This window comes from Exiguobacterium sp. OS-77 (genome assembly GCF_000414195.2).
Classification (GTDB): Bacteria; Bacillota; Bacilli; order Exiguobacteriales; family Exiguobacteriaceae; genus Exiguobacterium_A; species Exiguobacterium_A indicum.
In genome coordinates this window covers 782,399-796,027 of the sequence record NZ_DF239008.1, presented here as the reverse complement: position 1 = coordinate 796,027, position 13,629 = coordinate 782,399, and the positions used below count along the sequence as shown (strand labels likewise).

Below are 13,629 nucleotides of genomic sequence, written 5' to 3'. Positions count from 1 at the left end.
AAAATGATCCGCCTTGCTCAAAGGAGCAGGCGGATCATTTTTTAGTCTACATAGAGAACGAGAAACATCCGATGGTCGTCTTCCGCATGATACGGCGAGATCGGACCGAGTTGTGGCGCAAAGACTTCTAAGCGATACGGTGAATCCTTGAAGTCAAGCGGTGTCCGCTCTTTGATCAAGCGTCCCATTTCGTCCGCTAGTTCTTTCACTTCAATCAAACTACGCGAGCGTTCCATCGGTGCTTCGAAGACGAATGCCTCGATCCCCTCAATCGACGCACATCGGAGGAAACGCCGGAGTGACGGCAATGCTGCTTCCATGTTATCCTCGATCGTTTGGTTCTCCTCATACACAGGGGCTCCCCAGAGGCGTGCCTCGCTTCCTGTCGCACTTCGGAAATGATCAATCGTCTCTTCAGTGATGGGATCACGCGTCAACGCGAAGCGTGTTTTATCCCGCTTCAGATTCTTTTCATTCGTCCGGTCGATTTCTGTCAGTAAATCCAATTGAAGTGGTCGTGCTAACCGAAACAGTTCGCGTTGCAGACGTGCTAAGGAATGACCAATCGGAACAATTGTGTCTTTCGCTTTCGGAGGTTTATCCCCTTCATAACCGTTCATGACACGTGCGATTTGTCCGGCCTCATAAACGAGTCGATAAAACGAACCGTCCTGATCATCATTTACTGTACCGAGCGTCTCATGCTGTGCTTCAAGATTCGTCACGTATTGATTTGCAAGACAGGTCGAGATCATCAAGACGTCGACCAGCTCCAAGCGAAGGGCTTCTAAATCATTTTGTTCCAGTGCTTCTCCGACTTCGCCGACCTCTTCCGTCAAGCGTGCGAGACCAGACAATGGTCGAAAATAACCGCCGAGTGAGCGAATCGTCGCATCAACCTTTTGTTGTAGTGTCTTCATCTGTTCCATCTGTCTGACCCTCCACGATTGCTTGGCGTACGTGCCTTTCTGTCTCTTGTTTGACGCGTTGTGCATACGCCTGATTTTTCTTCCATTCCCGGATTCCGACAGATGTCGCAGCAATCAACGTAGCAATTAGTCCGATTTCTCTTTTACGCATCGAGATCTCCTCCTTTTGAATGACTCGTAATCTACCTAAACATGATATGATGATATCAATAAATTCTACATAATCCAGTAAGAGGTGTTGCTTGTGTCGACTGAACGTCTTTGGCAAATGGCCCGGTTCCTGACGGTGATCTTCGCCTTCTTAATTGGTGGATGGTTACTCATCCGCCTCTCGTCCATCTTATATCCGTTTGTCTTTGCGTTTCTGCTTGCCCTTTTCAGCCGTCCGCTCGTCGATTTCTTCCAAAAGCGGTTACGGATCAATCGTGGATGGGGTGCGTTGCTATCGATCATTTTGATCAGTGGCTTATTAGTTGGTTCGCTCGCCTTGATCATCATGCAGTTGATTCGCGGTCTTGTATTTGTCGCCAACCAATTACCGGCGCAAATCCAAGAGTTGAGCCTGTATTTTCAAAAGCTGTACAATGAAAAACTGGCACCCATCTGGAACGATGCTTCCGAAGCCTTACGCTCACTGGAGCCATCGCAACAAAATACGGTTCAAAACAGTATCCAATCTCTCGGTAGTTCACTTGCGAGTGCGATTGGCGAAGGATCAAAAAGTATCGCCATGATGCTACAGACGGTCCTTGCGACATTGCCATCGATTGCATTGATTTTCGTCATTGTCTTACTTGCTTGGTTTTTCATCGCAAAAGATTGGCACCAGTACGAGATGCGATTGAAGCGCTATGAGATGCTTCCTTGGTTCGCTCGTTTCGAGTCGGTCTTCCTGAGCTTACGATCTGCCTTATTCGGCTATCTCAAAGCGCAACTCACGTTGATCACGATCACGTTCTTCATCGTTTTGATCGGTTTGTTCATCATTGGTGTCGAGCATCCGTTCGCAGTTGCTTTTATCGCTGCCTTTTTTGATATCTTGCCGTATCTTGGCACCGGTTCCGTCTTCCTGCCTTGGATTGCCTATTCAATCATCACGGGCGATACGACACTTGCGATTGGACTCGGGATTCTATACGCTCTCGTCATTCTGCAGCGTAACATCATGGAACCGAAAATCGTCGGCGATAATATCGGGATTCAACCAATCACGGCGTTGATTGCGCTGTTCGTCGGGATCAAATTCTTTGGTGTCTTCGGACTGATTCTCGGACCATTGATCGCTGTCATCCTAAAAGCACTCTACAACGCCCAGATTTTTCATTATATTTGGGACTTCGTCAAAGGATCACCCACACCATTTCGGTGAGGGTGATTTTTTTGGTACAGCTGCATATAACGGATATCCTTCCGGATCCACCGGTCGACTCGCCGGCAAGTAATCACACGGAAAACGGGCGCCCGTCGCAAGCAGACAAGCGTCAAGCCAATCATCGACCGCAACATGCGACTGACGCTGTTCCCATAACGGCGGACAATCAAAGCGCTCGAGTAATTCGATTCGTTCCGCAATGCCTTCGGTCGTTTTCTTTGAAAAGCGTGCTGGATGACCGGCGAGTCGTGCGAAACAGACTTCCGGATGGGCTTCAATCATCTCCGTTCGATATACGCTGCGGACTTCTCGGATTTTCGGTAATAGGTACCACGCTTGTTTTGAAAGCCCGATCCCCGCATGTTGTTTGGCTAAATCATTTGCTTCCATATAGGTAGAAGCTGTCAACGCACTACGAAACGGTGCATTAAAGACACTGCTCGTCCGCCCAGGTCGTAGCTCCAGTCGCAACAGTTGATCCGTTTCCCGTCGTCCTTCCATCAAGCCGATCGGCATATCGATCCAGATCCGGTCAGCTAGCGGAATCTGAGTAAGCGTCGGTTCGACGAATCCCGTATAACGACCATTTTCGTACATAACGACGACCCACCCCGCCTTTGCCGCATCAATCCCGATGACGTGCATTCGTCTTCTCCCGGAAAGAACGCAGTAGTGATAAGACGGTGAAGATACCGATGAACGTTGCGAGACCGAGCGATAGACGATCGCGTGCATCCAAGTACCAGACGATTGTAAGAATCGTCAACAAGACACCGAGTAGATTCCAGCGTCTCATTTTTCTTGCTCGACGAATCGGTACAGACTACGGACCATGACGCCTGTCGCTCCTTTTGGACCAATCTCAGACGCTTGATTTTGTTCCGATGTTCCTGCGATATCGAGGTGCAACCAAGGTGTGTCACCGACGAATTCACCGACGAACGCACCACCGAAGATCATATGTCCCATTCGTCCTGGTGAATTGTTCAAGTCTGCGACTTCCGAACGGCGGACTTGTTTAATGAACGCATCGACATACGGCATTTGCCAGACCATCTCATTCGTCTCTTTCGTCACCTGTTCAAAGCGTTCGTAAAGTGACGCATCGTTTGTCAACGCACCTGTGATTTCTGTTCCAAGCGCGACAAGGACACCACCTGTCAACGTTGCGAGATCGATGATCGCTTTAGGTTGATATTCTTTGACGTACGTGACTGCGTCAGCAAGGACAAGCCGTCCTTCCGCATCCGTGTTCAGGACTTCAATCGTTTTTCCTGCCATCGACGTGATGACGTCATCCGGCTTGAAGGCATCCCCGGAAATCATGTTATCGGTTGCTGGAATGACACCGATGACGTGAACATCTGGCTTCAGTTGACCGAGTGCTTCGAACAGACCAAGAACGGCTGCTGCGCCTCCCATGTCGCCTTTCATTCCGACGATCCCGTCTTTCGGTTTGATGGAATAACCACCTGTATCGAATGTGACACCTTTTCCGACGACCGCGATCGGTGCTTCTGCTGATCCTTTATATTCAAGGACGATCAATTTCGGTGGAATGACGGATCCTTGGTTAACGGCAAGCAAGGCGCCCATCCCGAGTGCTTCCATCTCTTCCTTATCGATGATTCGGAGATCATGTCCATGACGTTCGGCGATGAAACGTGCTTCGTCCGCAAGCGCTGGCGCCGTCAAAAGATTCCCTGGCATCGTTACGAGACGACGCGCTAAGTTCGTCGCTTCGCCCAAGGCCGTACCACGAAGGACGGCTTCGTCATCAGAAGGTAAAACCGTCAGATGTAACGTATACGCTTTCGAAGGCGACGTCTTATAATGTTTGACCTCATATGTAGCGAGGGTGAACGTCTCGGCAATCAGCTCGACTGGTTGCCCTGGGAATGTCGTTGCATCGACTGTGACATGTTCTAAGCGACGTGCTTTGACATGCTGTGCCGCTTTTCCGAGCAAGCGGCGTAAATCGTCTTGCGAGAGCTGATCAACTTTCCCGAGTCCAACGAACAGTACACGTGCGACGTCGCCCGCTAATGTTGGCAATAGACGTAGTTCTCCTCGTTTCGTTGAAATATCGCCTTGACGAACCCACTCTTCTAGTTTGTCACCATACAGTGCTTGTAACCGTTCATCGAGCGGTTGATTTCCAGAAATCCCGACAACGAGTACATCTACGGATTGATTCGTTTGCATATAAAACTCCCCCTTTGACTAGTATCTATTAGTATGAAGTGTTTTCAGTCATTTTCCAACTGATAGCCTCTCGACTTACCGCAAACGCTTTCACTACTTCTGTTCGACAATTTGTCGAAATGCTTGGTTTCAAACAATTGTTGCCCGTTTCACAATATGATAGGATTATACAGGTGAAATGTTGAGACACTTCAAGAAACGATGCGTTTGCTGTTCCGGGAAATGTCTACGTTTTCATTCAAGGGAGAGTGCGCAGAAGGCTCGTTAAGAGAGAGGCGTTTATGGGTATCTATAGATAGCTAAGAAACGAAGTCGTCGCGTTAAAAAAACTTACTGAAAAGAGGGTAATGCACATGGCACAACATATCAAGGGAATTGGCGCTTCTGCAGGGATCGCGATTGCAAAAGCATTCGTGATGGAAACACCGGTCTTTGAGATTCCATCGCACAAAATCGAGGATGCAGCTGCGGAAAAAGAACGTTTCCAAGCAGCGATCGCAAAATCGAAGACAGAACTCGAAGTCATTCGTGAAAATACCTTACAAGAATTAGGTCCAGATAAAGCGGAGATCTTCTCGGCTCACCTTCTCATCTTAGAAGATCCGGAAATCGTCAGTCAGGTGAACGCAAAAATCGAGGACGAGCAAGCAAATGCTGCAAAAGCACTCGATGAAGTCGCAAACATGATGGTCATGATTTTCGAATCGATGGATAACGAATACATGCGCGAACGTGCAGCAGACGTTCGTGACGTCACAAAACGGACGATGGCTCACCTTCTCGGTATCACGTTCGTCACTCCAGCTCAAATCAATGAAGAAGTCATCATCATCGCTGAAGACTTGACTCCTTCGGATACAGCTCAATTGAACCGTAAATATGCTAAAGGTTTCGCAACGAACATTGGTGGCCGGACATCGCACTCTGCCATCATGTCACGTTCACTCGAAATCCCAGCAGTCGTCGGAACAAAAGTTGTTTTAACGGACGTGAAACACGGCGATCTTCTCATCCTTGACGGTGCAGAAGGTGACGTCATCGTCAACCCAAGCGAAGAGCAAGTGGCTGAGTATGAAGCAAAACGCGCAGCATACATCGCACAAAAAGAAGAGTGGAAAAAACTCAAGAACGAAAAAACAATGACAGCTGACGGTCATCACGTCGAGCTCGCTGCAAACATCGGTACACCAAACGATGTCAAAGGCGTTTTGGATAACGGTGCAGAAGCAGTCGGTCTCTACCGTACGGAATTCCTCTACATGGATGCAGAGACGTTCCCAACGGAAGACGAGCAGTTCACAGCTTACAAAACGGTTCTCGAGTCAATGGGCGATAAAAAAGTCGTCATCCGGACACTGGATATCGGTGGCGATAAAGAATTGTCGTACCTTGATCTCCCACACGAGATGAACCCGTTCCTCGGTTACCGTGCGATCCGTCTCTGCCTTGACCAAACAGACTTGTTCCGTACACAATTGCGCGCACTTCTTCGTGCAAGTGCATACGGTAAACTCGCTGTCATGTTCCCGATGATCGCAACGATCGAAGAGTTCCGTGCTGCAAAAGCACTTCTCCTTGAAGAGAAAGCAAACCTTCAAGCTGAAGGCGTTACGGTATCGGAAGACATCGAAGTCGGTATGATGGTTGAAATCCCAGCAACAGCAGTCATGGCTCGTCAGTTCGCAAAAGAAGTCGACTTCTTCTCTGTTGGAACGAACGATTTGATTCAATACACGATGGCGGCAGACCGGATGAACGAAAAAGTATCATACCTGTACCAACCGTTCAACCCAGCGATCTTGAACCTCTTGAACAACGTAATCACTGAAGCACACAAAGCAGGCAAATGGGTCGGCATGTGTGGTGAGATGGCAGGAGAAGAATTGGCACTCCCAATCCTTCTTGGTCTTGGTCTCGATGAGTTCTCAATGTCAGCATCATCTGTTCTTCGCGCTCGTAGCTTGATGACACGTCTCAACAAGTCAGAATGTGAAGCAATCGTTGAGCAAGTGCTTGATATGGATACAGCAGAAGAAGTCGTCGACTTCCTCAGCACGACTTTCGACATCAAAAAATAAGTTCTGTCAGACGAATCTGGAACAATCCAGGTTCGTCTTTTTTTGTCTAATTCAACAAAAAAACAACGCCTCTTTCTTATAAGAAAGAAGACGTTGTTGAAATGGTGATTATTGAGCTTGTTTCTTCTTCGCTGGAGTAGCTTGTTCCGACAAAATCGGACGCTCGTTCCCCATCAAGAAGATAAAGATGACACCGAGTACTGCTGGAATCAACGCCCAGAAATAGACGGTTGAGATCGATTCTGCAAGCGACGTCTTAATTGCTGTCGCAACTTCTGGTGGCATCTTCGCAAACGCAGCAGCCGTTGGGAACTGTCCACCGGACGGCGCTCCACCTTGCGGCAACCGATCCGTTACAGCTGACGCGAACGTCCGTGATTGGATGATTCCGAGAACCGTGACACCAAGCGTCATCCCGATTGTCCGGAATGTTGAGCCCATCGAGGTCGCTGCGCCCCGACGTTGCATCTCGATGCCGTTGATACTCGCTAGATTCAATAGAGAGAAACTGAAGCCAACACCAAATCCGAGAATGATCATATAAATCGTTACCGCTGTCCGCGATGTCTCAAGCGTCATCGTACTAAGAAGATAGACACCGAGTAGGAAGAAGACCGCTGAGACGATCATGACGTTGCGGAATCCAAACTTGTTCGGCAACTGTCCACCGAGCTGCGCCGAGATGACCGAGGCAATCAACATCGGCATCAGGATCAGACCGGAATTCGTCGCACTGCCACCAAAGACACCTTGCACGAAAATTGGAATAAACACACTCGCCGAGATGAAGACGAATCCATAAAAGAACGCCACGCCTTGTGTTGCCGCAAATAAGCGACGGCGGAATAGACTAAACGTAATGACGGGATCCGCGGCACGTCGTTCAGCAAATGCGAAGGCAACGAACGCGACGAGCGCTGCTCCGAACAGACCAAGAATTTGTGGCGAAGACCATGCATACTCTTTGCCACCCATTTCGAGCGCGAGTAAGAATAACACCAATCCGGCGACAAGCGTAAACGCACCGACATAGTCGATTTTCTGTGTCCGGTGCACCGGTGATTCCTGATAGAAGACCGTCACGAGACCAAGGGCAATCAAACCAAGTGGAATATTAATGTAGAACACCCAGCGCCAGTCGAGGGAATCCGTCAATACGGCACCAAGCAACGGTCCGAAGATACTCGAGATGCCGAAGACCGCTCCAAACAACCCACTGACTTTCCCCCGTTTTTCCGGTGGGAAGATATCAAAGATGATTGTAAAGGCGATCGGCATCAACGCCCCACCACCGAGCCCTTGCAAGGCACGATAGGCAGACAGCTCAATGATCGAGTCTGCCATTCCACATAAGATACTTCCCACCATGAAGAGGAGCATCCCAAAGAGGAAGAAGCGTTTTCTTCCATACATGTCACTCAGTTTACCGAAGATCGGCATCCCAGCAACGGTTGCGATCATGTAAGCCGACGTGACCCATGCATACTGATCAAACCCATTCAGTTCACTGACGATCGTCGGCATCGCTGTCGCAACGATCGTGTTATCCATTGCTGCGACTAAAATTCCAATCAATAATCCGATGACGACAGGTGTCGTATTCGTTTTTGTTGTAGTCGAAGACATCGACGCACCTCATTTCTCAAAAAATTAGCTAACTCTTATAATAGCTAACTTATTGTATCATCATATGTGCAAAATCTCATTATCAAATGTGCTCTACGATCGTTTCACACAAAAAAAAGACGGATCGCTCAGAGCGATCCGTCGCTTTTCTTCTTTACTCTACACGATACGAAATCGCTTCTCCGGCTTCGACCGTCCGTCCGACATCAACGTCGACTTTTCGATCGCCGCTGTTCGTGACGATGATTGGTGTCAGTAATGATGGTACGAGTGGTCGTACTTGTTCAAGATCGACATTGAGAAGTGGTGTCCCCGGTTCGACACGATCGCCGGCTTTCGCCAATGCCTCGAATCCTTTTCCTTCGAGTGACACCGTATCAATACCGATGTGAATCAAGATCTCATCTCCATTATCCGCAAGAATACCGATCGCGTGTTTCGTCGGGAAGAATGTCGTGATCTCACCAGAGACTGGAGAGACAACATATCCTTCCGTTGGTTCGATCGCATATCCGTCACCCATCATTCGACCGGAGAAGACTTGATCCGGTACATCATCGAGAGAACGAATGATACCGCTCAGTGGTGCGACATATCCATCTTCAGGCACGTAAGCCCCACCACGATCCCCAGCGAGTGGACCGGTATCTGCTGTAGTTCCAGAAGTGCGCGCTTCGTCTCCCGTTGGTACTTGTGGAATTGGATCGGCTTCCGGTGTTTCTTTTGGTTTATAGTTTGGATCTTTCATGATGTCTGCCATCTCTGTCTTGATTCCGTCAGATTTCGGTCCAAAGATCGCCTGGACGTTATCTCCGACTTCAAGAACACCGGCAGCACCAAGTTCTTTCAAGCGGTCCTTGTTGACGCCTGATTTATCATTAACCGTAATCCGAAGTCGTGTGATACAAGCATCGAGGTGCTTGATGTTTGATGGACCACCGAATGCTTGTAGAATTTCATACGGTAGATCGCCGGCTTGTGCCGTTGAGGTAGCGGCACCTTCTTTTATCGCTTCGCGTCCCGGAATCTTCAGATCAAACTTCGTAATGACGAAACGGAATCCGAAGTAATAGATGACGGCGAAGACAAGTCCGACTGGAATGACGAGCCACCACGAGGTTCGGTTCGGTAGAATCCCGAATAACGTGTAGTCAATCAATCCACCGGAGAACGTCATCCCGATCTTGACGTTCAGTAAATCCATGATCATGAATGAAAGACCAGCAAAGACAGCGTGAACGGCAAACAAGAGAGGTGCAACGAAGACGAAGGAGAACTCGACTGGCTCCGTGATACCAGTCAGGAAAGAAGTCAACGCAGCTGAGAAGTAAAGACCTTCGACGGCTTTACGACGATCCTTCGCAACGGTATGGTACATCGCAAGACAGGCTGCCGGCAGACCGAACATCATGAATGGATATTTCCCGGTCATATACGTCCCTGCTGTAAATGGTACACCGTCCTTCAATTGTGCGAAGAAGATTCGCTGATCCCCATTGATGATCGTTCCAGCTTTATCCGTGTATTCCCCGAACTGGAACCAAAAACTTGAGTACCAAATATGATGAAGACCAAACGGAATCAATGAACGTTCGACGAGTCCAAAGATGAAGGCAGACAACGGTTCGTTTGCTTCGATGATTGTTTTTGAGAACGTATTGATACCTGTTCCAATCGGTGGCCAAATATACGACAAGGCAAACCCGGCAACAAGACTAAATAAGGCAGTTGCAATCGGAACAAAACGTTTCCCTGCGAAGAATCCGAGGAAATCAGGCAGTTTGATTTTAAAGAATTTATTATAACTGTACGCTGCTATCAAACCTGCAATGATCCCTCCGAATACCCCCATTTGCAAGGTCGGTATCCCGAGGACCGTCGCATACGACAAGTCACTCGCTTTCTGTGCTTCCGTGATTTTTTCTGGTGTAATCTGTAAGAATGAACTGATGACCTTGTTCATGATCAGGAAACCGACGATCGCTGCTAGACCGGCAACCCCTTCCCCATTCGCAAGACCAATCGCGACCCCGACGGCAAACAGTAACCCGAGGTTCGCAAAGATGATGTCACCCGCATCCTGCATGACTCGCCAGATGACGACTAGCGAATCGTTCTCGAGGAACGGTAAATATTGCGTCAAGTTCGGGTTTTGAAACGCTGTCCCGAACGCGAGCAATAGCCCCGCTGCCGGCAAAATCGCTACCGGTAACATCAAGGCCTTACCGATCCGCTGTAAGACACCAAACACGTTTTTCCACATGCGTATATTCCCTCCTTTTTTTAAACAAACTACTTAGTTCATACCCTAAAATATTCTAGCGCAAAACGATTCTAAAAGATTTTTCCAAAAAAAATAAGCCCTTCCGCAGAAGGACTCATTTCTTAAAACATTAGACTGTTTTTTCTTGTTTACGTGATGCGATGACGGCTTGGATTTCAGACTTGATGTTGTCTGATTTCGGTCCGTAGATTGCTTGAACGTTGTTACCAACTTCAAGGACACCAGCAGCACCTAATTTTTTCAACTCATCTTTGTTGACTTTCGATTTGTCGAGAACTTCGACACGAAGACGTGTGATACATGCATCCAAGTGTTTGATGTTCGACTCTGAACCGAGTGCGTCAAGGATACCTTCAGCGAGTTCAGAACCTTGAACAGATGATGTTTCTTGAACTTCATCTTCACGACCTGGTGTTTTCAAGTTGAACTGACGGATCGCGAAACGGAATCCGAAGTAGTAGATGACAGAAAGTGCAAGACCGACGACGATGACGAGCCACCACTGCGTGCGTCCTGGAAGAACACCGAAGAGAAGGAAGTCAATCAAACCACCAGAGAATGTCATACCGATCTTAACGTTCAACAATTGCATTGTCATGAACGAGAGACCTGCGAAGACAGCGTGAACTGCGAACAAGATTGGAGCTACGAACAAGAATGCGAATTCGATTGGCTCTGTGATACCTGTCAAGAATGCTGTAAGTGCTGCTGATCCAAGAAGACCACCAACGACTGCACGACGCTCAGGGCGAGCTTCGTGGTACATTGCGAGTGCTGCTGCTGGAAGACCGAACATCATGAACGGGAATTTACCAGTCATGAACGTACCAGCTGTTAATGTTGCGTTGTCTTTCAATTGTGCGAAGAAGATCGCTTGGTCACCATGAACGACTGTTCCTGCTGCATTCTTGTACGAACCGAATTCGAACCAGAATGGCGCATAGAAGATATGGTGAAGACCGAATGGAATCAACGAACGCTCGATGAGACCGAAGACGAATGCTGCGAGTGTTGGGTTTTTCTCCATCATGAAGTGCGAGAACGAGTTCAAGCCATCTTGCGCAAACGGCCAGACGAATACGAGAACAAGACCTGCAACCAATGAAACAACTGCTGTGACGATTGGAACGAAACGTTTACCAGCAAAGAATCCGAGGAACTGCGGCAATTCGAGATTATGGTACTTCCCATACGCCCAAGCTGCAATCAGACCGATGATGATACCACCGAATACCCCAGTTTGAAGTGTTGGGATACCGAGTACGTTTGCATACCCTTGACCGTTAGCAACCATTTCTGGTGTAACGCCGAGCCAAACGCTCATTGTTTTGTTCATGATCAAGAATCCGACGATTGCCGCAAGTCCGGCTGCGCCGTCCCCTGCAAGACCAATCGCGACACCGACCGCGAATAAGAGTGCTAAGTTACCGAAGATGATATCCCCGGCTGCTTCCATCAATTTTGCAACCTTGATGATTGCATCATTTTTCAAGAACTCGAGTTTTGACGTCAAGTTCGGATTTTGCATCGCATTACCGAATCCGAGTAGGATACCGGCAGCTGGCAAAATCGCTACAGGAAGCATCAACGCTTTACCGACACGTTGAAGAACAGCAAAAATCTGTTTGAACATGTGTGTTTCCTCCTTTTCCTGTTAAGAGCGAAGTATGATGAATAATGCCAATGATTGAGACGAAAAAAGTCAGACATCTGACCGTTTTTTTACAGAAAAAAATCAGGCACGAGCGGATTGTAGACAATAGACTTATCCCGTTGCATAACGGAAATAAAGCTTCTTGCCCGACATCCCACTCATGCCTGATCGTATCAGTAACACGTAGTCCGTGCGGTCATTTACCTGAATCGTACTGCACTAAGCGTTGCAGATGCATCGTAAGATACGTCGCCTCACCGCGCGGTACCGCTTTCTTCAACTGACGTTCCATGATGGACATCAGCTCCCAAGCAGTATCATAGCATAGCGGATATTCTTCACGCAATAGCTTTTCTACTTTTTCTGGAGCCTCTAGATACTCCCCATTGGAAACCCTTTCAATCGCTGAACGAAGATGCCGAATCAGACGCTTGTAATCAAGCGATTTTCGATCGATTTTAATCTCCAGTCGCTGCTCGATATGACTAGCAATTAAACCGACGAGTTGATGATGGCGGTTGACTTCAAGTACGTCTTTGAAGTTCGTCGCTGAATGAATATGAAGTGCGATGAATCCTGTCTCAGCTGGAGGCAGGTAAAAATTCATCTCGGCACTGATGAACTCGACGATTTCTTCTGCAAGGGCGTACTCTTCCGGATACAAGGCTTCCGTTTCAGCAAGAAACGGATTCGTGACTTCCATTCCTTGTTCGAGTCGCTTGAACGTAAACGTCAAATGATCCGTCAATCCGATATGGATATGTTCGTCGACCTTTTTTCCGAAGCGTGTCTCGATCATCGAGACGATCTCGTTCATCAACGCGATGAAATTTTCATCGAGATGACCGACGAGCGCCTTATATTGATCCTGTTCTTCTTTATCCTTCAACGTGTAGACTTTTTCCAACTTGTCGAGATCTGTCAGTTGATCGCCTGGCTTCCGACCGAAGCCAATCCCTTTCGCGAGGATAATGACTTCCTGATTCGCACCAGTCGAACAAATGACGACATTATTATTCAATACCTTGATAACGTGGTACATTTGTTTATCCATTCGCTCTCAACCCAATCTGCTCTTACACATTTATTTAAAGACATTGTTTTCATTATAACGGTTTTTCAGACACGAAAAAAGCCTACTTACTCAAGTAGACTTTAAAACATTTGGTAACCACTCTTACGCAAGAAGCGAATCGATAGACCGGCGATGATGATTCCGGCAAGACCAGCCGCGAACATCGTGATATCCGCTGTCTGTAGACCAGCAATCCGGTCCCCGAGATTCGGAATTGCTTCACGAGCATTCGTGAAGTATTCGAGCGTCGATTGGTTGTCGATCATCATGATGATGATGACCGGATAGAGTACGAGCATCACCCATGTACTCCGCAACAACATGTTTAAGATGAATCCGATACTAAAGAACATGACGAGATAAAGCACACTCCCGATCACGGCTTGAATGATATGCATACTGTTCC

Annotated in this window: 12 protein-coding genes; 2 read left to right on the top strand and 10 right to left on the bottom strand. The window is 47.9% G+C overall.

Annotated features, from left to right (window positions below; genetic code table 11):
* Nucleotides 1-41: 41 nt before the first annotated feature.
* Nucleotides 42-929, bottom strand: a complete 888-nt coding sequence (locus tag EXG77_RS03865) for a MazG nucleotide pyrophosphohydrolase domain-containing protein (RefSeq protein WP_235515937.1) — start codon at nucleotides 927-929, stop codon at nucleotides 42-44.
* Nucleotides 895-1,080: a hypothetical protein gene (locus EXG77_RS03860; protein ID WP_035396401.1), complete on the bottom strand. Its 186-nt coding sequence runs from the start codon at nucleotides 1,078-1,080 to the stop codon at nucleotides 895-897. Before EXG77_RS03860 ends, EXG77_RS03865 begins: the two co-directional genes overlap by 35 nt.
* 93 nt (nucleotides 1,081-1,173) lie before the next feature.
* Here EXG77_RS03860 and ytvI point away from each other — a divergent pair, with 93 nt between their 5' ends.
* A complete protein-coding gene (gene ytvI / locus EXG77_RS03855; protein WP_035396400.1) occupies nucleotides 1,174-2,298 on the top strand; it encodes a sporulation integral membrane protein YtvI in 1,125 nt (374 codons plus the stop codon).
* Here ytvI and EXG77_RS03850 read toward each other — a convergent pair.
* Genes EXG77_RS03850 through EXG77_RS03845 form a run of 3 tightly spaced genes read right to left on the bottom strand, consistent with a single transcriptional unit; the run spans nucleotide 2,278 to nucleotide 4,506 of the window.
* Entirely contained in the window at nucleotides 2,278-2,946 is a 669-nt protein-coding gene (locus tag EXG77_RS03850; protein WP_035396398.1) for a DUF429 domain-containing protein, read from the bottom strand. The genes ytvI and EXG77_RS03850 overlap by 21 nt on opposite strands.
* Entirely contained in the window at nucleotides 2,927-3,097 is a 171-nt protein-coding gene (locus EXG77_RS16290; protein ID WP_023469126.1) for a hypothetical protein, read from the bottom strand. Before EXG77_RS16290 ends, EXG77_RS03850 begins: the two co-directional genes overlap by 20 nt.
* Entirely contained in the window at nucleotides 3,094-4,506 is a 1,413-nt protein-coding gene (locus EXG77_RS03845) for a leucyl aminopeptidase (RefSeq protein WP_023469127.1), read from the bottom strand. The genes EXG77_RS16290 and EXG77_RS03845 overlap by 4 nt, the downstream gene beginning before the upstream one ends.
* A gap of 353 nt (nucleotides 4,507-4,859) precedes the next feature.
* Between EXG77_RS03845 and ptsP the strand changes: the two genes are divergently transcribed.
* The gene (ptsP, locus tag EXG77_RS03840; RefSeq protein ID WP_023469128.1) at nucleotides 4,860-6,584 is read left to right on the top strand and encodes a phosphoenolpyruvate--protein phosphotransferase; all 1,725 of its coding nucleotides are present in this window, start codon (nucleotides 4,860-4,862) and stop codon (nucleotides 6,582-6,584) included.
* A gap of 108 nt (nucleotides 6,585-6,692) precedes the next feature.
* Here ptsP and EXG77_RS03835 read toward each other — a convergent pair whose 3' ends face one another.
* The 5 genes from EXG77_RS03835 to EXG77_RS03815 form a co-directional block, all read right to left on the bottom strand.
* The gene (locus tag EXG77_RS03835; protein ID WP_023469129.1) at nucleotides 6,693-8,210 is read right to left on the bottom strand and encodes an MDR family MFS transporter; all 1,518 of its coding nucleotides are present in this window, start codon (nucleotides 8,208-8,210) and stop codon (nucleotides 6,693-6,695) included.
* A gap of 154 nt (nucleotides 8,211-8,364) precedes the next feature.
* Complete coding sequence (gene ptsG, locus EXG77_RS03830) at nucleotides 8,365-10,473, bottom strand: glucose-specific PTS transporter subunit IIBC (protein WP_023469130.1); 2,109 nt, start codon at nucleotides 10,471-10,473, stop codon at nucleotides 8,365-8,367.
* A gap of 130 nt (nucleotides 10,474-10,603) precedes the next feature.
* Nucleotides 10,604-12,127, bottom strand: coding sequence for a glucose-specific PTS transporter subunit IIBC (gene ptsG / locus EXG77_RS03825; RefSeq protein WP_023469131.1), 1,524 nt, complete (start codon nucleotides 12,125-12,127; stop codon nucleotides 10,604-10,606).
* A 217-nt stretch (nucleotides 12,128-12,344) separates the two neighbouring features.
* Complete coding sequence (glcT, locus tag EXG77_RS03820) at nucleotides 12,345-13,202, bottom strand: glucose PTS transporter transcription antiterminator GlcT (RefSeq protein ID WP_023469132.1); 858 nt, start codon at nucleotides 13,200-13,202, stop codon at nucleotides 12,345-12,347.
* Between the two features lie 101 nt (nucleotides 13,203-13,303).
* Nucleotides 13,304-13,621, bottom strand: a complete 318-nt coding sequence (locus tag EXG77_RS03815) for a YuiB family protein (protein WP_023469133.1) — start codon at nucleotides 13,619-13,621, stop codon at nucleotides 13,304-13,306.
* Nucleotides 13,622-13,629 lie beyond the last annotated feature (8 nt).